At 40.1% G+C, this 25,499-nt stretch carries 19 protein-coding genes; 13 read left to right on the forward strand and 6 right to left on the reverse strand.

Features of this window, described 5'->3' with window-relative positions:
• Positions 1-199: 199 nt before the first annotated feature.
• Genes WG954_RS03525 through WG954_RS03555 form a run of 7 tightly spaced genes read left to right on the forward strand, consistent with a single transcriptional unit; the run spans position 200 to position 8,906 of the window.
• Positions 200-1,792 carry an aldehyde dehydrogenase (NADP(+)) gene (locus tag WG954_RS03525; RefSeq protein ID WP_340433725.1) on the forward strand — a complete coding sequence of 531 codons (1,593 nt, stop codon included), beginning with the start codon at positions 200-202 and terminating at the stop codon, positions 1,790-1,792.
• Positions 1,793-1,831: 39 nt separating this feature from the next.
• Positions 1,832-3,550: an IlvD/Edd family dehydratase gene (locus WG954_RS03530; RefSeq protein WP_340433726.1), complete on the forward strand. Its 1,719-nt coding sequence runs from the start codon at positions 1,832-1,834 to the stop codon at positions 3,548-3,550.
• Positions 3,551-3,602: 52 nt separating this feature from the next.
• On the forward strand, positions 3,603-4,622 hold the full coding sequence (locus tag WG954_RS03535) for an SMP-30/gluconolactonase/LRE family protein (RefSeq protein WP_340433728.1): 1,020 nt from the start codon (positions 3,603-3,605) through the stop codon (positions 4,620-4,622).
• A 13-nt stretch (positions 4,623-4,635) separates the two neighbouring features.
• Complete coding sequence (locus WG954_RS03540; RefSeq protein ID WP_340433729.1) at positions 4,636-5,502, forward strand: alpha/beta hydrolase; 867 nt, start codon at positions 4,636-4,638, stop codon at positions 5,500-5,502.
• Between the two features lie 18 nt (positions 5,503-5,520).
• Positions 5,521-6,351 carry a fumarylacetoacetate hydrolase family protein gene (locus WG954_RS03545; RefSeq protein ID WP_340433731.1) on the forward strand — a complete coding sequence of 277 codons (831 nt, stop codon included), beginning with the start codon at positions 5,521-5,523 and terminating at the stop codon, positions 6,349-6,351.
• Positions 6,352-6,398: 47 nt separating this feature from the next.
• Positions 6,399-7,568 carry an endo-1,4-beta-xylanase gene (locus WG954_RS03550; RefSeq protein ID WP_340433733.1) on the forward strand — a complete coding sequence of 390 codons (1,170 nt, stop codon included), beginning with the start codon at positions 6,399-6,401 and terminating at the stop codon, positions 7,566-7,568.
• Positions 7,569-7,595: 27 nt separating this feature from the next.
• On the forward strand, positions 7,596-8,906 hold the full coding sequence (locus WG954_RS03555) for a gluconate:H+ symporter (protein WP_340433735.1): 1,311 nt from the start codon (positions 7,596-7,598) through the stop codon (positions 8,904-8,906).
• A gap of 12 nt (positions 8,907-8,918) precedes the next feature.
• On the opposite strand, the gene WG954_RS03560 is transcribed toward WG954_RS03555, so the two are convergent.
• Positions 8,919-10,070, reverse strand: a complete 1,152-nt coding sequence (locus WG954_RS03560; RefSeq protein ID WP_340433737.1) for a cysteine desulfurase family protein — start codon at positions 10,068-10,070, stop codon at positions 8,919-8,921.
• A gap of 293 nt (positions 10,071-10,363) precedes the next feature.
• Here WG954_RS03560 and WG954_RS03565 point away from each other — a divergent pair, with 293 nt between their 5' ends.
• Positions 10,364-11,131 carry a murein L,D-transpeptidase catalytic domain family protein gene (locus WG954_RS03565; protein WP_340433739.1) on the forward strand — a complete coding sequence of 256 codons (768 nt, stop codon included), beginning with the start codon at positions 10,364-10,366 and terminating at the stop codon, positions 11,129-11,131.
• 76 nt (positions 11,132-11,207) lie between these two features.
• On the opposite strand, the gene WG954_RS03570 is transcribed toward WG954_RS03565, so the two are convergent.
• The gene (locus WG954_RS03570; RefSeq protein ID WP_340433741.1) at positions 11,208-11,888 is read right to left on the reverse strand and encodes a hypothetical protein; all 681 of its coding nucleotides are present in this window, start codon (positions 11,886-11,888) and stop codon (positions 11,208-11,210) included.
• A 2-nt stretch (positions 11,889-11,890) separates the two neighbouring features.
• On the reverse strand, positions 11,891-13,387 hold the full coding sequence (rpoN, locus tag WG954_RS03575; protein WP_340433742.1) for an RNA polymerase factor sigma-54: 1,497 nt from the start codon (positions 13,385-13,387) through the stop codon (positions 11,891-11,893).
• Positions 13,388-13,537: 150 nt separating this feature from the next.
• Between rpoN and WG954_RS03580 the strand changes: the two genes are divergently transcribed.
• Positions 13,538-13,777 carry a hypothetical protein gene (locus WG954_RS03580; protein WP_340433743.1) on the forward strand — a complete coding sequence of 80 codons (240 nt, stop codon included), beginning with the start codon at positions 13,538-13,540 and terminating at the stop codon, positions 13,775-13,777.
• 7 nt (positions 13,778-13,784) lie between these two features.
• Here WG954_RS03580 and WG954_RS03585 read toward each other — a convergent pair whose 3' ends face one another.
• Together WG954_RS03585 and WG954_RS03590 are read right to left on the reverse strand one after the other, a co-directional pair.
• Positions 13,785-16,262, reverse strand: a complete 2,478-nt coding sequence (locus tag WG954_RS03585; protein WP_340433744.1) for a helix-turn-helix domain-containing protein — start codon at positions 16,260-16,262, stop codon at positions 13,785-13,787.
• Positions 16,263-16,350: 88 nt separating this feature from the next.
• The gene (locus WG954_RS03590) at positions 16,351-16,695 is read right to left on the reverse strand and encodes a single-stranded DNA-binding protein (RefSeq protein WP_340433745.1); all 345 of its coding nucleotides are present in this window, start codon (positions 16,693-16,695) and stop codon (positions 16,351-16,353) included.
• A gap of 209 nt (positions 16,696-16,904) precedes the next feature.
• On the opposite strand from WG954_RS03590, the gene WG954_RS03595 reads away from it, so the two are divergent.
• On the forward strand, positions 16,905-17,282 hold the full coding sequence (locus tag WG954_RS03595; RefSeq protein WP_340433747.1) for a hypothetical protein: 378 nt from the start codon (positions 16,905-16,907) through the stop codon (positions 17,280-17,282).
• Positions 17,283-17,284: 2 nt separating this feature from the next.
• Here WG954_RS03595 and WG954_RS03600 read toward each other — a convergent pair whose 3' ends face one another.
• Entirely contained in the window at positions 17,285-18,316 is a 1,032-nt protein-coding gene (locus WG954_RS03600; protein WP_340433749.1) for a LacI family DNA-binding transcriptional regulator, read from the reverse strand.
• A gap of 368 nt (positions 18,317-18,684) precedes the next feature.
• Here WG954_RS03600 and WG954_RS03605 point away from each other — a divergent pair, with 368 nt between their 5' ends.
• Genes WG954_RS03605 through WG954_RS03615 form a run of 3 tightly spaced genes read left to right on the forward strand, consistent with a single transcriptional unit; the run spans position 18,685 to position 25,378 of the window.
• Complete coding sequence (locus WG954_RS03605; RefSeq protein ID WP_340433751.1) at positions 18,685-21,903, forward strand: SusC/RagA family TonB-linked outer membrane protein; 3,219 nt, start codon at positions 18,685-18,687, stop codon at positions 21,901-21,903.
• A gap of 28 nt (positions 21,904-21,931) precedes the next feature.
• Complete coding sequence (locus WG954_RS03610) at positions 21,932-23,761, forward strand: RagB/SusD family nutrient uptake outer membrane protein (protein ID WP_340433752.1); 1,830 nt, start codon at positions 21,932-21,934, stop codon at positions 23,759-23,761.
• A 33-nt stretch (positions 23,762-23,794) separates the two neighbouring features.
• Complete coding sequence (locus WG954_RS03615) at positions 23,795-25,378, forward strand: DUF5123 domain-containing protein (RefSeq protein ID WP_340433754.1); 1,584 nt, start codon at positions 23,795-23,797, stop codon at positions 25,376-25,378.
• Positions 25,379-25,499 lie beyond the last annotated feature (121 nt).

Genomic DNA, 25,499 nt, shown 5'->3' on the forward strand with positions numbered 1-25,499 from the left:
TTCTTTACTGATTAAGTCAATAACAGAAACTTTTTAAATGCAATCAAAAGGAGTGGATAATTTTAAGACTGAAATTATTTAATGTAAATAGTTTAATCAATTTCAAGTTTGCATAGAAATGTATCGTTAGAAATAGACCTTTTGTATCTACAAAGGGTCTTTTCCATACTGCATAATTATAATGAGTGAAATTTAAAATATGGTAAAAGAGAAACAGATCATTGGCTATCATTTTTCGGACGAAGGGAGTGAAACTTTTTTTTCATACAATCCCGCAACAGCATTGAATAATGAGTATGCTTTTTCAAAAGCTACTTCTGCCGAAGTTGATACGGCTGTTGAAAAAGCAGCAATAGCTTTTCAGCAATACTATAAGAAGAGCGGAGAAGAGAAAGCTGTTTTTTTAGATGCAATTGCAGCAGAAATCATGAATACAGGCGATACGTTGATTAGTGTTTGCAGCAGTGAAACCGGCTTACCGCAAGCACGAATTGAAGGTGAAAGAGGAAGAACAGTTAATCAACTAAAGATGTTTGCGGCATTGTTGAGAGAAGGTTCATGGGTAGATGCACGAATAGAAACAGCAATACCTGATCGTGTTCCTTTACCCAAATCCGATTTACGTTATATGCACATCGGCTTGGGCCCGGTCGTTGTTTTTGGCGCAAGTAATTTCCCATTGGCATTTTCAGTTGCAGGTGGCGATACTGCATCTGCACTTGCAGCAGGATGTCCTGTTATTGTAAAGGCACATAGTGCCCACCCTGCTACATCTGCAATTGTTGGCAAAGCCATACAAATGGCGGCACGTAAAACCAATATGCCTGACGGTGTTTTTTCTTTGCTTTATGGTGATGGCACTACTACCGGTATACAGTTAGTAAAACATCCGCAAGTAAAAGCAGTTGGCTTTACCGGATCTTATAAAGCAGGTAAAGCATTGTATGATGCTGCTGTAAGCCGGCCTGAACCGATACCTGTTTATGCAGAGATGGGAAGCAGTAATCCTGTTTTTATTTTACCAAAAGCTATGAAAGAAAAAGGAGCAGCAATTGCTGCTGGCTATTCGGGATCAGTTACAATGGGTGTTGGGCAGTTTTGTACAAACCCCGGTATTTTATTTTATGATGCAAATGAAGAGGATGTTTTCAAAAGTACATTGAAGATGGAGTTTGAAAAAACAAATGGAGGTGTAATGCTGGCACCATTAATTTTCAAATCATACAAACAAGCTGTGGAGCACCATTTGCAAATGAATGGTGTGCAGCAATTAGCAACAGGCAGTAATGCAACAACTAGTGATGGAAATAATATAGCCACACCAATACTTTTTTCAACTAACAGTGACACATTTAACAATAGCCCGTCTTTAAGCGAAGAAATTTTTGGACCTGCAAGCATTACTGTTACTACTGCCGGAAAAAAAGAAATGCTCGAGATAGCTTCAAAGCTTTCAGGTCATTTAACGGCTACTATTCACGGAACAGAAGATGAATTAAATGATTATAAAGAACTCATACATATTCTTGAACAAAAAGTAGGACGACTTGTAATAAACGGATTTCCTACCGGAGTAGAAGTATGCAGTGCGATGGTACATGGTGGACCATTTCCATCAACTACCGATAGCAAGTCTACATCAGTTGGTACAGCAGCCATCTATCGTTTCACAAGGCCGGTCTGCTATCAGAATATGCCCGACTCATTACTGCCGTTTGAATTAAAAAATAAAAACACATTGATGATTTGGAGGTTGATTAATGGAGAAAGGACAAATAAAGATTTAAATTAGCCCCTCAAGGCAAACCATGAAATTTATAAATCAAGGAAGATGAGTACACATTTAAGAAGCCACGATTGGTTTGGTAAGAAAAATAAAGACGGAATTATTTACCGTAGCTGGATGAAAAACCAGGGAATGCCCACCGACATGTTTGATGGCAGACCGGTGATTGGTATTTGCAATACATTTAGTGAACTCACGCCTTGTAACGCTCACTTCCGTGATCATGCAGAAGCAGTGAAACGTGGTGTGTTGGAAGCAGGTGGTTTCCCATTGGAATTTCCGATCATGAGTTTGGGTGAAACATTGTTGAAACCAACAGCCATGTTGTTTCGCAACCTGGCGAGTATGGATGCTGAAGAAAGTATTCGTGGTAACCCTATTGATGGTGTGGTGTTGTTGACAGGTTGTGATAAAACAACTCCATCAACAGTGATGGGTGCAGCGAGTGTTGGATTGCCAACGATTGTTGTACCGGGTGGACCAATGTTGAATGGACGGTACAAAGGACAAACCATCGGCAGTGGTACGCATGTGTGGAAGTTTGATGAAGACATGAAGACGGGTAAGATGACGCAGGAAGATTGTGAATATGCAGAGAGTTGTATGAGCAGAAGCATTGGTCATTGTATGACAATGGGCACTGCAAGCACAATGGCTGTAATGGTTGAATCGTTAGGATTAACATTGAGTGGTGCATCAGCCATACCTGCTGCAGACAGCAGAAAAAAAGTAATGGCACAATTAAGCGGACGACGTATTGTAGAAATGGTGAAAGAAAATTTAACCATCGACAAAATACTTACACGTGAAGCATTTGAAAATTCGATCAAGGTAAATGCTGCAGTCGGAGGGTCATCAAATTTTATTATACATCTTACTGCCATTGCAGGAAGAATTGGTGTTGAATTAAACTTAGAAGATTTTGACACACTTGGCAGCAAAATTCCTTTGCTCTTAAATCTGATGCCTTCAGGCGAATATTTGATGGAAGATTTTTATTATGCTGGTGGATTACCGGTTATTTTAAATGAATTAAAAAAAGAGCTTCATCAAAATGTCATCACCGTTACAGGAAAAAATCATCACGATAACATTACTGGTAATACCGAATGTTATAACGAAGATGTAATTGCAAAGTATGAATCGCCTATTAAACCCGAAGCAGGTTGTGTAGTGGTGAAAGGAAACCTGGCAACAAACGGCGCCGTTATTAAACCATCAGCAGCTACGCCCGCACTAATGAAACATACTGGCCGTGCAGTTGTGTTCGAAAGTATTGAAGATTACAATGCAAGGATTGATGATCCTGAATTGGATATTGATGAAACCTGTGTGATGGTGTTGAAATATGTTGGCCCTGTTGGTTATCCCGGTATGCCTGAAGTTGGTAATATGGCATTGCCAAAAAAAATATTAGAGAAAGGTATAAAAGATATGGTGCGCATCAGCGATGGACGTATGAGTGGCACAGCATATGGTACAGCCGTATTGCATGTGTCGCCTGAAAGCGCAATTGGTGGCGCATTGGCATTGGTGCAGAATGGCGACATGATAGAACTGGATGTAGAAAAAAGATTATTACAGTTGCATGTGAGTGATGAAGAGCTGGAGAAACGAAAAGAAGCATGGCTTGCACCAAAACCTGCAGCTACACGAGGTTATGTAAGTATGTATATTAAACATGTGATGGGCGCAGATAAAGGTGCTGATCTTGATTTTTTAAAGGGAAGTTCGGGTAGTGTAGTAACAAGAGATTCACACTGATGGAAACATAGATGACGCAGATGCGAAAGATGAAAACAGTTAAGACAAAAATATGAAGCCATATAAATCAATATTCATTGTTGCAGTAATTGTATTGCTTTCATGCAGTAATGAGGAGAAGCAAACTATGAGTGAATATAAGACTACAGGATCAGTTGAACGGATTGACACTGCATTGAATTCAATTATTGATGCAGATGCAACAGCAGAGATAATTGCCGAAGGTTTTGAATGGAGCGAAGGAACCTTGTGGATCGAAAAAGAAAACATGTTGTTATTCTCTGATGTACCTGCCAATACTATTTATAAATGGACAGAAGCGAAAGGAAAAGAAGTTTACCTCACTCCTTCCGGTTATACTGATACTATAAAACGTGGTGGTGAAACGGGTAGCAATGGTTTATTATTAGATCCAAATGGTAACCTGGTTTTATGTCAGCATGGTAACAGGCAGATGGCAAGAATGGATGCGCCAATTAATCAACCTGTAGCTAAGTTTATCACACTCGCAGACAAATATCAAGGCAAACGGTTGAGTAGTCCTAATGACGCTGTCTATAACAGTACAGGTGAATTGTTTTTTACTGATCCACCTTATGGTTTGGAATCGCAAAGTGATGATGATCCGAAAAAACAATTATCATTCAACGGCGTGTATAAAGTCAAAACAAATGGTGAAGTGATCTTATTGGTCGATAGTATTCCACGTCCCAATGGCATTGCATTTTTACCTGGCGAACAGCAAATCATCATCGCCAGTTCCGATTGGAAAAATCCAAACTGGTTCCTTTATGATGTGGTTGGTGATTCGTTAACGAACGGCCGACTTTTTTACAATGATATTGCTTCTGCAAAAGGACAACCTGGCTCACCTGATGGTTTAAAAGTTGACAGCAAAGGAAATGTATTTGCAACAGGACCCGGCGGTATCTGGATCTTCAACAAAGAAGGAAAAGTACTGGGCAAACTAAAACTCAAAAACCCCACATCGAATTGTGCACTGAGTGCTGATGAAAAGACTTTGTACATCAGTAACGATATGCAGGTATTACGTTTTAAAATGAGAAAATAAATTATCAGCCATCGTGAAGAAATTTTTATTCCTCATTTTTTTAACTACAACCGTTGCCTGTGCGGCGCAGGATTCGCTTTATAAGCTGGGGCCGGATTCGCAACGAAAAGAGGGTGCACCAAAAGGTACTGTTACAAAACACGAATGGCAAAGCAAGCTCTATAATAATTTCCGTGAATATTATGTTTACATACCTGCACAATATGATGCGTCGAAACCTGCAGCATTAATGGTTTTCCAGGATGGACATAGTTATGTAAATGATTCCGGCGACTTTCGTGTTCCCGTTGTGTATGACAATTTAATTCATCAAAAGAAATTACCTGTTACCATTTGTTTGTTTGTAAACCCCGGGCATAATACCAAAGAGTACCCGCAAAACAGGTATGCAGCAAGAAACCGTGCTGATGAATATGATGTAATGGATGATCGTTATGCTGTGATGCTGATGGATGAACTCATACCTGAACTGAAAAAGAAATATAATATCAGTAGTGATCCCAAGATGCATGGCATTGGTGGTTTGTCAAGTGGCGCCATCTGTGCATTTACGGCTGCATGGGAACATCCGGAATACTTCAGCAAAGTGTTGAGTCATATAGGCAGCTATACAAATATCCGTGGAGGTAACAACTATCCATCGATCATCCGCAAGCATAAAAAGAAAGACATCAAAATATTTATGCAGGACGGCACTAATGATCTTGATAACGAACATGGAAACTGGTGGCTTGCGAATTTGGAAATGGAATCGGCCTTTAAATTCAAAGGCTATGAATTTAAATTTGAAAAAGGCACAGGCACACATAGCGGAAAACATGGTGGCAGTATATTGCCCGAATCATTGATCTGGCTATGGAGTGATATCACAAATAAATAAACAGATAATTATACAAACATGAAATTATTTAAGACCCAAGCAGGAGTTGTTATTGAACAGGCAGATCAGTTTTTTTTAGTTACAGATGAACGCTGGGATGAGTTTATTAACAATGATGATGTGTTTGAAAAAGCAAAAGCACTTACTTCGAAATTGACCGCATCCGATAAAAGTTTAATTAATGAAGTGTTGGCACCTATGGGCAGCAACCAGGAGTTATGGGCTTGTGGTGTAACCTACTATCGAAGTATGGTGGGCAGGCAGGAAGAAAGCAAAGCAGCAGGTGGCGCTGATTTTTACAGCAAAGTTTATGAGGCCGAACGACCGGAATGTTTTTTCAAAAGCTCGTTTCATCGTGTTGTAGGTCATAATGATTTTGTTCGCATCCGCAAAGACAGTACATGGGATGTACCGGAACCTGAGTTAACATTAGTAGTTACATCATCTGGTAAGATCATTGGCTATACTGTTGGTAACGATATGAGCAGCCGCAGCATTGAAGGTGAAAATCCATTATACCTGCCACAGGCAAAAACATACGATGGTTGTGCAGCAGTAGGTCCATGTATTTATCTTACAAATGAACCGCTTAGTCCTGAAACATCCATTCAGCTTTCGATAAAACGAAATGCGGCAGTAGTGTTTGATGGAACAATTGCTATCAGTCAAATGAAGCGCACTCCCAAGGAACTGGTTTCATTTATCTATCGTGAAAGCAGTTTCCCGCATGGTTGTTTGATCATGACAGGAACAGGAATCGTTCCTGGGAGCGATTTTACTTTGCAAAGTGGTGACGAAATCAGCATCAGCATTGATGGCATCGGCACGTTGCAAAACACAGTAAAATAATTATTTCCTTTTTTACAGGAATAACGTATCGATCATTAAAACAGATCATGTTGAAACTAATTCTCTTTTTTTCGTTTGCGTCTACAGTGTTATTATTTGGTTGCAGTCAATCGAAACGTGCAGGTAAAGGAGCTAATAATGGATTAGTTTTGAAAGACGTCTATAAAGATGCCTTTCTGATAGGCGTTGCAGTGAACGATCCGATCGTTTCAGGTTCAGCAAAAGCATCGCAGGATATTGTGGTGAAACACTTCAACACAATTACATTGGAGAACAGCATGAAAGCTGCATTGATCAATCCGCAACCAAACGTTTTTAATTTTGGTCCGGCAGATGCATTTGTTGCCTTTGGTGAAAAACATAAAATGTTCATCATTGGTCATACGTTGGTTTGGCACAATCAAACTCCCGCTTGGTTTTTTACCAATGCAGCCGGTAAACCAAATTCAAAAGCAGAACAGATCGAGCAGCTTCGCAATCATATCAAAACAGTTGCGGGACGATACGCAGGAAAAGTGCATGCATGGGATGTGGTGAATGAAGTAATTGATAACGATGGCAGCTATCGACCAACCACCTGGGTAAATGCATTTGGCAATGGTGATACATTGGTTAAATATGCGTTTAAGTTTGCCAGCGAGTTTGCTCCCAATACAGAATTATACTACAACGATTTTAATGCATGGCGTCCTGCAAAAAGAGATGGCATTGTACGTCTTGTAAAAATGTTGCAGAAAGAAGGCATCCGTATCGATGGCGTTGGCATGCAGGGACATTGGGGATTGAACTATCCCAAGACAGAATACATTGAAGCAGCTATTGATGCGTATGCAGCATGTGGTGTAAAAGTAATGATCACCGAACTGGATGTAGATGTTCTTCCTTTAACAAAAGAGGGACAGATCATTGGACAGGGAATGAGTGATAAACAATTTCAACTGGAAGAATTTAAAACCTTTCTTGATCCGTACAGGAATGGATTGCCTGATAGTGTTCAAAATTTATTGACCAAACGTTATGAAGAACTATTTGCTATCTTTTACAAGCGAAAAGAAAAAATTGCAAGAGTTACTTTGTGGGGTGTGCAGGATGGAATGAATTGGAAAAACGATTATCCAATTCCTAACCGTACGAATTACCCTTTGCTATGGGATCGAAATCATCAGCCGAAACCTGCACTCAATGCTGTATTGAATGTTCCGGCAAAGCTGAAATAACAATAGAGCACACTCAACGAAATAATTATGGAATTGCTTGTCATATTTCTTGCCATTTGTTTGCAGATATTTTTGACTTATAAAAAAGTAAGTCCATTTTTATCATTGTTGCTGGTGGCCATTCTTGCCGGTCTTTTTCTGGGCATGGAACCGATGCAGGTTATTAAATCAATTGAAAAAGGAGTTGGTAATACATTAGGAGGATTAGCCCTCATCATTTGTCTTGGTGCTATACTTGGTAAGGTATTGGAAGCAGGTGGAGCTGCTGAAAAAATTTCCACTACATTGATCAATGGATTCGGACAAAAAAATATTCAATGGGCTGTACTGCTCACTGGTTTTTTAATTGGCATTCCACTTTATTATAATGCAGGCTTTATCATATTGGTGCCGTTAGTTTTTTCCATTGCGAGCAAAGCAAAACTTCCATTGCTATATGTTGCCATACCAATGGCTGCATCATTATCTACCACGCATTGTTTTCTTCCGCCGCATCCAAGTCCTGTTTTTCTGGTAAATGCATTTAATGCAGATATGGGAAAAACATTGATCTATGGTTTGCTCATCACAATACCTGTTGTAATAGTGGCGGGTCCTGTTTTAGGTCGTGTGTTGCAACGTATTGAAGTAAAAATTGCAGGAACATTTCTTTCTCCACAACAAACTCCTGAACGGGAATTGCCGGCTGCATTTCCAAGTTTTTTAATTGGCTTGTTGCCTGTGTTGTTGATTACATTGGCTGTAATTGCTGATAATTTTTTGCCCGATCAATTGTTGAAGAAAATAATTCTTTTCATTGGCGATACAACTATCGCATTATTATTAACTGTTTTTATTGCGATCTGGTACTTCGGTATCAGGGCGGGCAAAACGATGGAAACAACAATGAAATGGCTTGCTGATGCAATTGCAGGTATTGCTCTTATCTTATTGATCATTACAGCAGGTGGTGTCTTTAAGCAAGTGTTGCAAGACAGTGGTACTGATAAATACATTGCTTCATTCAGTGGTAAATGGCAAATGCCGCCGCTTATTTTCGGATGGGTGGTGACTGCATTGTTACGTGTTGCAATTGGTTCTGCTACCGTTGCGGGCATTACAGCTGCAGGTGTGGTTACTCCTTTAGTAGCGTCGGGAGTTGTGTCACCAGAACTGATGGTGTTGGCTGTAGGAACGGGCAGTGTATTTGGATCTCATATTAATGATTCCGGTTTCTGGATGTTCAAAGAGTTTTTTAATCTTACACTCAAACAAACATTTTTATCGTGGACGGTAATGGAAACGCTCATTTCCATTTTGGGATTGCTGGGTGTTTTGCTGCTAAACTATTTTATTTGATTGTACTATTAGTTAAACAGTCTGTATATCCTGCACAACCTGTTTAATCTTATTCAAAGCAGATGTAATTTCCTCTTCAGTTGTAAAACGTCCCAAACTAAAACGTATAGAACCAATCGCCAGTTCATCTTTCAAACCCATTGCTTTTAATACATGCGATGGTTCTGCTGATGCAGAAGTACATGCTGATCCTGATGATACAGCAATATGTTTACTCAATTGGCCGATAAGTTGTGCAGCAGCAGCAAAATCAAACGAAACATTTGCTACATGCGGAAGTAAAAAGTTTTTACCGCCATTAAGTTTGACGCATCCAAGCGCCAGTAATCCATTCAACAATTGATCACGCAGTTGTTCAATTCGTAAACTATCTACCTGCATATCTAACAAACAAACGTCGCATGCTTTTCCCAAGCCAACAATACCGGGCACATTCAATGTTCCGCTACGCAAACCTTTTTCATGACCACCACCATACAAAAGTGGACTCAGTTTTACTCTTGGATTTTTTCTCCGCACATACAAAGCACCTACTCCTTTCGGACCATAAAGTTTATGTGCCGATAAAGCCAACAGATCAATATCCTCTTTCAACACATCAACCGGAACTTTTCCTACTGCCTGCGTGGCATCACTAAAAAAAAGCACGCCCGCTTTTTTGGCAATTGATGACATCTCTTTTATGGGAAACAAAACACCTGTTTCATTATTGGCATACATCGCTGCAATCAAAATTGTTTCAGCATGTATATTTTTTTCAAGCAGAGAAAGATCGGGCAGGCCCTTTTCATCAACAGGAAGATAAGTTACGATAGCACCCTGTTTTTCTAAATAAGCACAGGTATCCAACACTGCTTTATGTTCAGTGTGGTAGGTAATAATATGTTTCCCTTTTGATTGATAAGTTTCATAAACACCCCGCAATGCAAGATTAACAGCTTCAGTTGCTCCCGAAGTGAAGATGAGTTCTGACGGATCAGCGCCTATCAGTTTGGCAACCCTCTCCCTGCCTATCGTCACCGCTTCTTCCGCCACCCATCCATACGCATGGGTTCTACTGGCTGCATTTCCAAATTGATTGGTAAAGTAAGGCAGCATTTCGTCCAAAACCCTTGGATCGCAGGGAGTTGTGGCATTATAGTCGAGATAGATGGGGTTCTGCATACTTATATGAGCTGCAAATTAGAACATAAATAGAACCATTGGCATAACTGTGCGGCTCTTGCAGGCACATTCTTGCCGAATTCGAACCCTTTTTTAACATCCTTGCTAAAAAGCATCAACTACCTTTGCACTGCTCCACCAACCAACAGGCGCTACCACAAAACACTTAGTTCCGAAACAACTCTGCTGCCTGAGATACTATTTTTCACATTAAATCGTTACCGGCTATGAGTTTGGTGAAAGCGAAACATTTATTATTTTTAAAAATCCAACATCCGTTAAACCTCTTAACTATGAAACTATTCCGTACCAACCTGCTGTATATTGCTATTACGGCACTTATCACATTACAAATACCAATCGCAATTGCCGGTAACAGTCCTGAGGCCGGAACTCTTACGCATTATCTAAAAGAAACAAAGGAAGCCGCTAAGGTAGAAATGAATGCAGAAGAAATGATCGCTGCAAAGGCGGATAGCATTTATGACACACTACATCTCTTACAAGCGGGTTTGCAGGAAGAAGCATTTGAACTGGCGTATGAAGGCTACTATAAACTTTTAGAGCAAGGTAAAATGTCGAAAAAAGATGTTTTAACGATTGCTGATTTCTCGAAACCATCTTCTGAAAAGCGCTTGTTTGTAATTGATATGGAAAAAGGAAAGATCCTTTTTCATACACTCGTTGCACATGGCCGTAACAGCGGGCTTGTTTATGCAACAGAATTTTCGAACAAATTTGAATCAAATAAAAGCAGCCTTGGATTTTACCTCACCATGCAAACGTATTATGGTGGGAAAGGTTATGCTTTACGGCTTCAAGGTTTAGAAAAAGGAATTAATGACAATGCGTTTGAAAGGGCTATTGTATTGCATGGTTCAGATTATGTAACAAGCCAGTTCGCGAACAGCAATGGCTATTTAGGTCGTAGCCTTGGTTGCCCTGCTGTGCCAACAAAACAAACAAAACCTATCATTAACAGCATTAAAAACGGAAGTCTTTTATTTATTTATCACCCAACTGAAGAATACAAATCAAAGTCAACGATACTGAACAGTTAACGCTGTTCAATCTTTTTAACCAATTGAGATTCGAGTTCCTGATGATGAAAAGCCCTGGCATTCCTGCCGGGGTTTTTTAATGTACGATCATCCATGCAACTAGCTGAATGACGATGCCGGCAATAAGACCGGTATAAATTTCGACCGGTTTATGATCACTAACTATCAACCGGCTGCTGCATGTAACACCGGCAATAAGTATTGCTACCAATAAGGAAAATACATCATCTAATTTATTTGCAAAAACCAGGAGTATAAAAAAAGCTGCCATGCCGCCAACGCCAAGCGCATGCATACTTACCTTCATATAATTATTAATGATGAGCGAAGCACTGGACGCAACAAATGCACTTAATAAAAATGCACGCAATTCTGTTGGGTCTCCTAATTGTTTTGACACATAATAAGTCCAGAAGAAAAAAGTAATGCAAGCAACATATGGAATGATACGGTCTTTCTGTGTAGGCAATTGAATTGATTGAATAAACCCAAGTCCTTTCAACAGCAATACAGTTACGATCGGTAAAAAAATACTAGTACCGAACACCCGCAAAAAATAAATGATTCTTGTTTCAGGATCAACACCAAGAAATACATGATTGTTTTGATATAAAAGATACAGTACCACCCAACCAATAATAAAAAGCGGGTGAAATACATACGAAAAGATCAATGCAGGAATTCTCAACGCAGCCGGGTATTTTCCAGGAGTTGTATCCAGGCTCCCTTCTTCATTAATCACCAAATGTTCCGCCATAGTTATAATTGTTTACGTAACCTGGCCACGGGTATATTCAACTGCTCCCTGTATTTCGCCACGGTTCTGCGTGCAATATTATAGCCTTTTTCCTGAAGGAGTTCGGTTAACCGTTCGTCGCTCAAAGGTTTTCTTTTTTCTTCGGCATCAACCATGTCAAAGAGTATTTTTTTCACCTCCCGGGTTGATACTTCTTCACCACTTTCAGTACTTAATGATTCACTAAAGAAGAATTTCAAACGATAGGTACCAAATTCTGTTTGTACAAATTTGCTGTTGGCCACACGACTCACAGTTGAAATATCCAATCCGGTTTTTTCTGCAATGTCTTTCAGGATCATCGGCTTGAGATTGGTTTCATCGCCTGTCAGAAAAAACTCTTCCTGGTGGCGCATGATGGCGGTCATCGTATGAAGTAAAGTATTCTGCCGTTGTTTAATGGCGTCAATAAACCAACGTGCCGCATCAATTTTTTGTTTGATGAAAAGAACTGCTTCTTTTTGACGTTTATCTCTTTTGCTTCCTTTATCGTATTCCTTCAGCATATCCCGGTAACCTTCACTGATGCGCAGGTCAGGTGCATTGCGGGAGTTTAACGTGAGTTCAAGCTTGCCGCCGTTATTCAGGATGAAAAAATCTGGAACAATATAGGTCTCTGCTTTATTTACTGAACCAACATTACCTCCGGGTTTGGGATTCAGTTTTATAATTTGCTGAATGATCGCTCTCAATTGCTCATCATCCAAGGATAAACTGCGTTGGATCTTTTCGTAGTGCTTTTTTGTAAACTCATCAAAATACTTTTCCAGTATTGTGATGGCCTGTTCTATATCCTTCGATGCATTTGTTTTCTGTTTATGCCGCAACTGAATCAGTAAGCATTCCTGCAGATCTCTTGCGCAAATGCCGGGCGGATCAAAATGCTGAATGATCTCGATCACTTCTTCAACTTCAGCTTCAGAAGCATCAACATTTTGTCTGAAGGCAAGATCATTTACAATAGCACTGTTTTCACGGCGCAGGTAACCATCGTCATCAATACTACCAACAACCTGTTCTGCTATTGCTTTACGTTTATCGTCAAGCTTCAGCATCCCTAATTGCTGCAACAGCACTTCGTAGAAGCTCGTTTCAAGTTTTACCGGAGTAGTTTTATGTTCTTCCTGCTCGCCGTAACTATCATCACGCATGCGATAGTCGGCAATATCATCATCACCTTCATTCACATAGTCATGAATGTCGATATTGTCATACTCGTCTTCGCCGCCATCCAGATCATATTCCTCCTCATCAGAAGTATCAAATTCATCCTTCACCTCACCAGTATCCTGGTCATCATTTTCCTCATTGGATTGTTCCAATGCCGGGTTTTCTTCCAACTCCTCTTTAATCCGTTCTTCCAGATTTGCCGTAGGTACCTGCAGCAGCTTCATTAACTGAATTTGCTGGGGCGATAACTTTTGCAGTAATTTTTGATGTAGTCCCTGACTCAGTGCCATTTTCTCAATACATTTAACGTTACAATGCAATTACAAGGCGCTAAAATATTAAAAAAAAGAACAGAAAAGATAAATTGGAACAATTTTTGCGGATTGGTGACAATTCTATTGCTGGTTGCCCTTCCAGGTAAAGCACAACAAATTGATTCTGTGATAATTAAACAGAACACTCCTCAGGTAAATTATTCCTCACTTTTTAACAGCCATTTCTCATTAAAGCCTATATCGGCCAATTCTTCAAAAAAAATTTCGACCAATCTTGGTAATCCTTTCGCCCATTGGGGATTTATGTGCGTTGGCGAATACAAGCTGGAGCAAAAGACAGGCATCCCTTTGAAGCTGAGACTTGGTTCACTTGAATATGTAAACAAACTGGAAGGGAAGCGTTAAGATCACACTACTGCACAATGTTCTCTTTCATATAAAGCAGGTGATTTTGAACAGCACGAACATCAGCAAAACTATATTCATCGCCCAAAGCCACTTTGTGAGCGGTATTTGATTGTTCAGGGAATAATTCGAACCTGTTTAAAATGGTTTGCAGTTTTTTGGCATTAAGTAACTGTTCCACTTTTACAGTACCGGTTTTTATGAGATCAACCAAATGACCTTCAATGGTTCCTTCGGTTAAATTGCGTGTTTCTGCAATTTCTTTAATGGTTTTTCCTTCTTTAAAATAAGTAAGCGTTACCGATTTAGTGTCCTCCTTTGGCTCAGTTGATTTTTCTTTACGCTCACGCTTAGGGCTATCTTTTTTTGCTTCAATATTTGTGTGGAGGTTATGCTCTTCACAATAGCTTATCACCATCTCAATTATTTCATCACCATATTTTTCTGCTTTGGCTTTACCAAATCCTGAAAGTAATTGAAGATGTCCTTTTGTAAAAGGCAGATAAGTACAGATTTCCTGCAAACTATTACTGTTAGCCAATAAATAAATAGGCATATTCTGTTCATCGCAAATTCGATCACGCCAGGTTTTTAAGCGGAAATACAAATCCGGATGATTGATACCAACAGCGGTTTGTTTTTTGTTCGCTGCATAACTGGTAAGATTTGCACGAGGCGTTACAAGATTAAGTTTGTGCCTCAAATGATCTGTTATTGAGAATGGTTGTAATCCCGATTTTAAAAAATAGATCTCTGTATGAAGTGCAATGAGCAAAGCATTCAACTGCTCATTCACTTCATCAGCCGCTGTTTTATGTTCGGTAATAAGCGGATGTTGTTTCAACTGCTGCTGTAATTCTTCAAAACGTGGAAGGAAATAGTTCACTGCATCTTTTACTCGTTGCTGCAACTGGGTGTTTGTTTCAACAACTGGTTGCTCCTTGAGTAGCTGATTGATCTGGAGCAAAAATTTTCTTGCAACAGATTGTTCCTGCTGAAATTGAAATTGCATACTACCGATCCATTCTTCTGCCCCTTCATTCAATTCGAATTTATGTTTGGTTGCAGCCTGCATCAGCAGCTTCAACGCCAATGCTGTTTGTTGAAATGTAAACAACTCTTCCAGTAATTGTTGGGAGAACGCTTTCCGTGCTTCTTCAAAACGTTGTGGCAAAGAACCTTTTGGAGACAATGCTTTTTGTCCATCAACTACCTGCTGATTACTGAAAATCACATTGGGTTGAATTTTCGACAGCAGCACAATTCCATCTAAACTTGTGCAGCGACTCAACGCCACATACACCTGTCCACTAGTGAATGAAAGCCCGGCATCGATCATCACTTTATCAAATGTTAGCCCCTGGCTTTTATGTATAGTGATAGCCCATGCCAACCTTAAGGGGTATTGTTCGAATGTTCCCAAAACATCCTGCTCCAGTTTTCCATCGGTACGATTGAGTGTGTAACGTGAATGATCCCATGTTTCTTTTTGTACACGGATAGTTTCCTTACCACATCTTACAATTACTTCTTCATCAGTCAACGAATGCACCACACCAATCTTTCCATTAAAAAAACGTTTACTGATAGTATCATTTTTAAGGAACATCACCTGTGCACCTTCTCTTAATACCAACTCAGCATCGGCAGGATAACTGTTCTCCGGGAACTCCCCATCGATAGTTGCTTTGTAAGTATAAGGCGGCGCTGTTAAACGTTGCAATTGCTGACGGTTAATTAATTCTGCCTGGTTGTTGTGTGACGTAAGTGTAATAAATGTTTCATCACGATCGGGTTGAAAGCCGGGCTGATAACGTTCATTCAATATTTCCAGATCATCTGCATCCAGTTGATTGTTGCGTACTTTGTTGAGCAGCTTTACAAACAACTCTTCTTTTTGCCGGTAAATTGTTGTTAACTCAATGAGCAAAGGCATTTGTTCCTGTATTGCTTTACTATCGAAAAAGAAAGTAGAATTATAATACTCCTGCAATACAGCCCATTCATGATTCTGTGCAACGGGTGGCAACTGAAACAGATCACCGATCAACAATAACTGTACACCACCAAACGGAAGATCGTGTTGGTAACGAACGCTTCTCAAAATTGTATCGATGGCATCCATTACATCGCACCGCACCATACTCACTTCATCAATAATGAGCACTTCCATTTTACGAAGCAACTGCAACCGCTGTTTATTATAACGGATCTTTGAAAGCAATTCTTGTTTACCTGCGTTTGTAGGTAACAACGGATGCAAGGGCAATTGAAACAAGCTGTGCAACGTCACACCACCTGCATTAATTGCTGCTACACCGGTTGGTGCAGCAACAATCGTATTCTTTGCACTATGCTCTTTCAGGTATTTGAGGAATGTTGTTTTGCCGGTCCCGGCTTTACCGGTGAGGAACACGCTTTCCTGCGTTTCGGTAACAAACCGATACGCTAATTCAAACCTTTCGTTGCGTTCCACAGATTGCATAAATAAATGATAAATTGATAAATAAGACTCTTGTGATTGATTGCCGTGCCGCCAAAGTTAATGATCAAACATAACTTCAATCTTTCAATCAATTCATGTCTTTTCCGCCCAGCATTAAAATTTCACTTACCTGCACTTCAGTGATGTATTTCTTATTCCCCTCTTTATCATTATAACTGCGGTTGATGAGTTTACCTTCGATCATCACCTCCTTTCCTTTTACCAGATACTTTTCAGCGATCTCTGCTACCTTACCCCAAGCCACAATTGTATGCCATTGTGTTTCGGTGATCTTCTCACCTTTCGCATTGCGATAGCTTTCACTGGTGGCAACATTGAAACGTGCCATTTTCTTTCCACTTTCTAATGTTCTTACTTCAGGTGCATTACCGAGGTTACCGATCAATTGCACTTTGTTTTTTAATGCGTACATAAGTTTGAAATTTGCCGCCCTTAGTTTGTACAGGCGAGGTTTAAAAATTTGTTATCTCAATCAGCGGTACTTGTTTTCCCGTTGACAACACAAAGATGCCTGCTGCAAAAACGATAGTCGGTAGTTAACCGTTTCTTCCCGAAGCTAAACGTGTAGAAACGTTTGCACACGGATAAATAAATTGTATCTTATCGGTCAAAAGCTATGCTATGACTGCATCTGACAATAAAACCTGCCTCGCCTGCGGTAAAACATTAAAAGGAAGAGTTGATAAGAAATTCTGTGATGATTACTGCCGGAATAATTATAACAATCAACAAAAAGCAAAGGGCAGCCACAGCAGTTTTGTACGCAACATCAACAATACATTATTGAAGAACAGGAAGATATTGGAGGGCCTTTTGCCTGATGGTGAAGAAACTGCCAAAGCCAATAAAGACAAACTCCAACGGCTGGGTTTTCATTTTAAATACATCACGCATATCTACACAACCAAAACAGGCAAAACCTATTTCTATTGTTACGATTACGGTTATCTGCCGCTGGAAAATGATTGGTTTCTGGTCGTTAAAAAGAAAGAAGAATAAAGTTATGATTTGATTGCCGATCCCCTGATCAGCAACTCAGGTGTAAGTACACGCTTTTCAAATTCTTTTACCGGCCTTTTACTTTCAACCAACTGCAACAACAGTTCTGTGGCTGCTCTGCCCATTTCTTCTGCCGGCTGACGGATAACTGTCAATGGCGGGTCAACCAACTCAGCAATGTCAGAATTTGAAAAGCCGATCAACGCAATGTCTTTTGGAATATCCAATCCACGACGCTTCAAGGTTTTTAAACAACCAGTTGTTAATTTATCGCTTGTGGTAATAATGGCATCCGGCTTTTGTTTTAAGGTAAGCAGCTTGTTCACCGCTTCTTCCACTTCAGAAAAAACCATTCCGCCATAAAAACAATGCTGTACGTATTCTTTGCTGTATGAAATATTATGCGCTTTCAATGCATCATTGTAACCGGCTAAACGTTCGGCAGTAATGGACAAAAACTCTGATCCTGCTAATGCAGCAATTCGTTTAAATCCGTTCTTAATAAGATGTTCAGTTGCTTCATATGTTCCCCGGTAATTGTCTACAATTACTTTGTGCGTATCAATATCATCATGAATGCGGTCGAACAGTACGATCGGCATTCCACGTGCATGCAGGGCTTTGATATGTGTAAGATCAGTTGTTTCTGTTGATAAAGAAATGATCACCCCATCAACGGAACGTGATGCAAGGAACTGCAGGTCGATCACTTCACGTTCGTACGACTCCCGGCTTTGCGATACAATTACATTATAACCCCTGTCGTAAGCGATCGATTCAATGCCATTGATCACCTGTGAAAAAAAGGTATTGGCAATTTCACACACTACAACGCCTATAGATCTGCTTCGCTTTTCTTTTAAACTTAATGCAATAGGATTGGGCCGGTAATTGAGTTTTTCAGCACACTCAAGCACCAGTTGTTTGGTTTCTGCACTGATCTCATGACTATCACGCAATGCCCTCGAAACGGTCGATGTAGAAAGCCCCAATGCTTTAGCAATATCTTTTATCGTTACAGCTTCAAACTTCATATAAACAATCTTGCGGCTAAAGATAGTTTATTCATACCTGAAATGATGGGCCACTTCGGGCCTCAATTCATAACCTATTGCAAATCATTTTTTTGATAAAACAGACAGGGCAGGATGGTTGTTTAAAAAATGGCATCGTTCTCGGGAACGATTGCGTAAATAAAAGGTTTTAAACCCTTCAGTAATCCTCAAAATGTGCCTAGACTTGTTACGACAACAGAACGGATTGCATGCTAAAACATAAGTCGCCAGACCGTGTCTAATTCAACAGCCATTTAGTTAACGATTCAAAAAATCAGTTTCTTTTTAAACCCATTTTACCGTGGTTGTGTGCTCCGGTAAAAAATCAATTCTAAACAAAGCGTAGTATGAAACAATCTTTACTCCTGCTTTTGCTTTTGATGTGCGGCACTTTGCTATTTGCTCAAAATCGCCAGATCAAAGGAAAAGTAATGGACGATGCAGGTGCACCGCTGCAAGGTGTAAACGTATTATTAAGTGGATCAAAACAGGGAGTGCAAACAGATGCGGCAGGAAGTTTTGCTATTGAGGTGCCGGGATCAGGTGCAGTATCACTTGTGATCAGTTACAGCGGTTATAAATCTCAAACTGTAAGAGTTGATGGTAAATCCGACGTATCTATTAGCCTTGAAAAAGATGTAAGCACTTTGGAAGATGTAGTGGTGATCGGTTATGGATCTATTAAACGTAAAGACCTTACCGGTACGGTTTCTTCCATTGGTGCAAACGAACTTTCTAAGATTCCGGTTGCAAGTGCAGCCGAAGCGATTACCGGTCGTTTACCGGGTGTGCAGGTAACAACTGTTGACGGTGCGCCGGGTGCAGAAATCGTGATTCGTATACGTGGTGGCGGTTCTGTAACACAGGATAACTCACCATTATACATTGTAGATGGTTTCCCGGTAAACAGTATCAATGACATTGCTCCTGCAGATATCGCCAGCATCGACATTTTAAAAGATGCAGCTACTTCTGCTATTTATGGTGCAAGAGGTGCTAATGGTGTTGTGATCATCACAACCAAATCAGCAAAAGCGGGTAAAACAACTATTTCATTTAATTCATTTGGTAGTGCCCGAACATTGCCCCGTCAGTTAGATGTCCTGTCGCCCTATGAATTTGTGTTGGCGAATTATGAGTATGCAAGATTGCGTAGCCAAAGTGAAGTAGATAATTTCAGCAAATACTTTGGTGTGTATGAAGATCTGGAATTATACAAATACCAGAAAGGAACAAACTGGCAAAAAGAATTGTTTGGTAAGCCGGTTTTCTCTCAGCAACATAACATCAGTATTACAGGCGGTACTTCTAAAACAAAATTCAGTTTAAGTGGGACGAATAATACCGACCAGGGATTGATGAAGGGTTCGGGGTACATGCGGAACTATCTCAACTTTAAACTGAATCATGAGCTTGCAAAATCATTGAAGCTTGATTATTCAACCCGTTTTATACATACTGTTATTGATGGTGCAGGTTCTTCCGGTTCATCGAGCATTCGTATTGGCGATGCTATCACTACCCGTCCGGTAAATGGTCTTGCTGATTTTATTCAGCTTGATAATACCGGTACTGATGATGATTATGAACAATTCCTTAAAAGTTTGATCAGCCCGACAAAATTGCTTGAACAGGATTATCGCAAACGTTTAGCTCACACGTTAAATATGAACGTTGCCGGAACATGGACTATCATTCCAAGCCTTACTTATCGTTCTGAGTTTGGTATGGATCTTACTTTCGGTCAGCAAAAGCGTTACTATGGTCCTTTAACCAGTACTTCACGAAACGAAGGTGGTAATCTTCCGCTTGGAGAGATCACCAATTCAAACGGACGTAGTTTCCGTTGGGCAAATACGCTCACTTATAAAATGGAATTTGGTAAACATGACTTCACAATCCTTGGTGGCCAGGAGATCAATATTCTGAACAAAGGATTTTCAGAATACAACCGTGCGAAACTCTTTGTTGAAAACACAACACCCGAGCGCATGTTTGCAAACATGACCCTTGGTACACAGGACAGACATACAACTACAGTTCAGGCAGGTCAAAAAATTGCTTCATTCTTTGGACGGATAAACTACCAGTATGATTCTCGTTACTTGCTTACGCTTACAGTTCGTTCAGACGCATCTACAAAGTTTGCACCTGGCAGACAGTGGGGCTACTTCCCGGCTGCATCTTTTGCATGGCGTGTATCACAAGAAGACTTCATGAGCAATGTGAAGTTTGTTGATGATTTGAAGTTCCGTATCAGTTATGGTGCTGTGGGTAACGATCGTATTGCTGATAATATCTGGAGAGTATTGTTTGCACCATCAGACAACAGAACAATTGGTTTTGCTGATGTTGCCAATCCATATTACACTTATGCAACAAGATCATTACCTAATCCTTTTGTACAATGGGAAACAAATATTACACGAAATGTGGGTCTTGATTTCACCATGTTCAAGCAACGCTTAACAGGTACATTGGATCTCTACTGGAACAGTGCAAAAAACCTGTTAGTTGAAACAGACATTCCACCAACAACAGGATTTACTGTACAGCAACAAAACATTGGTCAAACTTCTAATAAGGGTATTGAGCTTGGTTTGAATGGTACAATTTTCCAAAAGAAAAACTTTACGCTGAATGCATCTTTCAATATTGGTCTCAACAAATCAAAAATTGATAACCTTGGCGGACCACTTGAAAAAGCGCTGCAATCAAACTGGGGAAGTACAGATCTGAGATCGCAGGATGATTACCGTGTTTATGTTGGACGAACAATTGGTTTAATGTATGGCTATGTAAATGATGGCATGTACAGTGTAGATGATTTTGCATCATACAATCCCATTACTAGAACGTATGCTTTAAAGCCAGGTGTAACAAATATTCAAACATTCCTTGGTGGTATTGGTTTACGCCCCGGTGTAATGAAATTGAAAGACCTGGATGGTGATGGTATCATTACAGCAGCCGATCGTCGTGTGATTGGCAGTGCATTGCCTAAATATTCTGGTGGTTTCGGTTTGAATGCTATTATAAAAGACTTCGATGTAAGTGCCTTTTTCAATTTTGTTGTAGGTAACGATGTGTATAATACAGGTAAGATCTCTTACAACCAGTTTTACCGCACTACCTATGGTAATATGCTGAATACAGTTAATTCAAGCAACCGTTTTAAATACATCGATGCTGCAGGAAATCTTGTTACCGATCTTGCAGAGTTAGGCAAGTTAAATCCTAATCCTACAATATGGTCGCCGTTCTCATTTGGCAATGCTACACCGGTATTTCATTCATGGGCTGTTGAAGATGGTTCGTTCCTGCGTTTGAATAACCTTACAGTTGGTTATTCATTACCCAAACGTATTATTCAAACAATGCGTATGACCAAACTGCGTGTATATGCTACAGTATACAATGCGTTCCTCTGGACAAAATATTCTGGTTTCGATCCTGAAGTTAGTACGACAAGAAGCGATGGTTATTCGCAATTAACCCCAGGTGTAGATTATTCGAGCTATCCAAAGAGTCGCAACTTTACTGTCGGCGTTAACGTAACATTTTAAAGGTTTCAAACATTCAAAAGCATTTGCTATGAAAAAAATAGTTTTCTTTTTAATCGTTCTTGCTGCAGGTTCACTGCAATCGTGCAAGAAGTTTTTAGTGGCCGATTCGCCATCACTTACAGATCTTGAGTATGTGTTTAATAGCGAAGCCGATGCTAAAAAAGCAGTGAACGCAGTGTATGCGCTGTTTAACCAGGATGCATATACTTCAAGGCTCTCAAATAATTTTTCCGGCAACACAGATATTGAGTGCGGCGGTGTTTCAGGTTCGCCCGATGGTGCACGCCGTGATATCTGGTCGTTTGAAGCAACTCCTGCCAATGCTGATCTATTAACTGTTTGGAACAATGGATACAATGCCATTAACCGTGCAAACGAATGTGAAAAAGGTTTGACAGAGGTTTCATTGGCAAAAGATCCCAATAACAAAGTGTACAATAATCTTTTGGGTGAAGCAAAAACGCTTCGTGCATTATGGTACTATTGGTTAATGAATCATTGGGGTGATGTTCCTTTTAAAACAACACCATCTCGTGCTGGTGATAACTTTTATCTCGAAAGAACCGGAAGAGATACCATCCTTACATTCTTAATAAATGATCTTATCGCAATAGAACCAAAAATGTCGTGGGCCGAAGAACTTGATTTTGGTATTGAACGCATCAACCGTGAATTTGTAATTGGTTTCATTGCACGTTTATCATTGATGCGTGGTGGCTACTGGCTTTATCCTGACAAGACGATGAAGCGCAAAGATGATTATCTCAAGTATTATGAAATAGCTAATACTTACACAAAAAAACTGATGGATCTGAAACCACGTGCTCTTCCCGATTATGCAACGGTTTTCACGAACGTAAACAAATACATCAAACCGCTTAACAGTGATGTGTTGTATGAAGTGGCTTTCCATCCCGGCTTTGGTGATGTTGGTTGGAACCATGGTATAAGAGTAGATGCGGGTACGCATCCTTACGGCTCAGGTTCAAATTACCTATCATTACCTCTTACTTACTATCACTCTTTCGACACTACAGATAAACGCTTGCCTGTTACTTGCTACCTGGTATATTTCGATAAAGATCTGGTTCAGCAACCTGCCGGTGCAACTTCTATTGCTCCCGGAAAATGGAACAGGTTATTGGTGCCAACACCATTAGGACCATCCACCGCAAAAGGTACAGGTATCAACTGGCCGCTTATGCGTTATGCCGATATCTTATTAATGTTTGCAGAAAGTGAAAACGAAATAAACGGGCCAACTGCTGCTGCACAGGAAGCATTGCGAAAAGTTCGCAAGCGTGCTTTCACAGAATCATTGTGGGCCGATAAAGTAGAAACCTACATTACTACAGTTGCAGGAAGTAAGCAATCTTTCTTTGATGCAATTGTTAACGAACGTGCCTGGGAGTTTGGCGGCGAATGCTTACGCAAATATGATCTTGCACGTTGGAACCTCTACGGCAAAAAAGTAGCCGAAGCAAGAAACACACTTTTACAAATGGGTATTGATGGTCACGCAGGAACAGGTACTTATTCAAATCTGCCGGACGTAATGTATTACAAACGTAACCCTGATAATACAATTACATGGTATAATAAATATCGCAGAGCAGCGGTAATACCACCATTAAAAGATGTGCCTTCAGTTGGCAGCAACCCCGATGGTTATTTGCAGGTTAACTGGACAAAAACAATGTACACTCCTTCTACAAGTACACCAGGCAATTTCGTACTCTGGACATGGCGTGGATATACAGATAACACAGGGGTTACGCCATTAAGGTATATTCTACCACTGCACAGTGGTGTTATCACAAGCAGCCTTGGTACATTAAAAAATCAATACGGTTATTAATAAACCTGATTGGCCATTATTAAAACATTAGCAATGAAGAAATTACTTTTTATATCACTTGCAACAATATTGGTACTGGTTGCCTGTAAAAAAGAGGACGATCTTGGTGAAGCTCCACGATTGTTCCGCCCGGTTATTAAAGAGGCTTTAGAATCAAATGGCAACTGGATCAAAACATCCTGGCAGGCTGTGGCAGGTTCTGCATCCTACACCGCCGAAATAAGTACTGATAGTTTTAAAACAGTTGCAGCAACGGTAAAGACTGACACCAATGTTCACCTGTTTGAAAACTTGTATTGGGAAAAATTATACCAGGTGAGAGTGAAAGCAAATGCTGCGGACACTTCAAAGAGTTCAAAATTTGCAGATCTGGGTGCAATTAAAACAGCACGTTTCCCAACTATCTTAAATATCCCGGCAATAAGTGAAGTAAACGATGCATCAGTAAAAGTAAGCTGGACAACAAGTGGAGCAGCAGTAACTGAGGTGAAAATATTATTGGCAGCAGATAGTTCGGTTGTAAAAACAGCCGCATTAAATGCAACAGATGTTACCAATGCTTATAAATTGGTTTCTGGTTTAAATGCGTCAACAGCTTATATCATTTTCCTCTATAGTGGTACAACGGTTCGTGGCTGGGCAAACTTTACAACAAAAGCGGCGTTAACCGGTGCGCTTATCGATCTGCGTAATATCACCGGAGTTGCAAGTGTGTTGGCTGATACAATTCCCGATGTAGCATCAGGCAGTATCATCTTATTAAAACGAGGCGAAACCTATAATATCAGCAGCACGATCGCCTTAAACAAAACACTTACGTTTATGGCAGGTGACGATTTGTTGAATCCTGCCAAACCAATTATTTACATGCCGGCAAACTTCAATATTGTTTCCGGTAGTATAATTGATTCACTCGTATTTAATGATGTTGTGTTACGTGGCAGTGATTATGCTTCAAAATATGTATTCAACATTAACGTAGCATGTACAATCGGTAAGATCCGTTTTGAAAATTGTTTGGCAGAAATTTTCAGAGGTGTTGTGCGCACGCAAAGTCAACCCGCACTGATCGGCACATTTGAAGTAAACAATTGTATTGTTGACAGTATTGCCGGTTATGGTTTGTTAACTGTTGATGTGGCTACAAGCAAAGCAGATGTAATTAAAGTGACCAACAGTACATTCTATAAGATGGAGAAAGTTATTACAAGCCGTAACAACTCAACTTCCGTATTGGTTGACAACTGTACATTTAATGAATCGCCACTTGGAGGTGGTGGTGCATACTATATTGACTACAGCACAGCGGGAACTAACAATGTTACGAATGGCATTACCGTAAACAATTGCATTTTCGGGATCGGTAAATACAATGCTGCAAGCGGTACGCCTTACACTGTACGTGACGCACGTGCAAACGCAGCAACAATCATAAATACAAGTAACAACTATCGCACCTCCGATCACTTATCGGCTGGCAATGATTTCCCAAGTATTTCAACACATCCCAAAACCGTTGTTCAATTGTGGCAAAACCCAGGAGCTGGTGATTTTAAAATTATTGACGGTACGTTTCCGGGAAAAAATAATACAGGTGATCCACGCTGGAGACCTTGATGACGGCTAATAAAACCAAACCCTGCAACCCGTAAAACGGTTGTGGGGTTTTCCCAAAATCTGTTGTTAACGAAAATGCTGCCGCAGTATCAATGATGCTGCATTAGAAGTTTATTGCTGA

Source organism: Lacibacter sp. H375 (assembly GCF_037892425.1).
GTDB lineage: Bacteria > Bacteroidota > Bacteroidia > Chitinophagales > Chitinophagaceae > Lacibacter.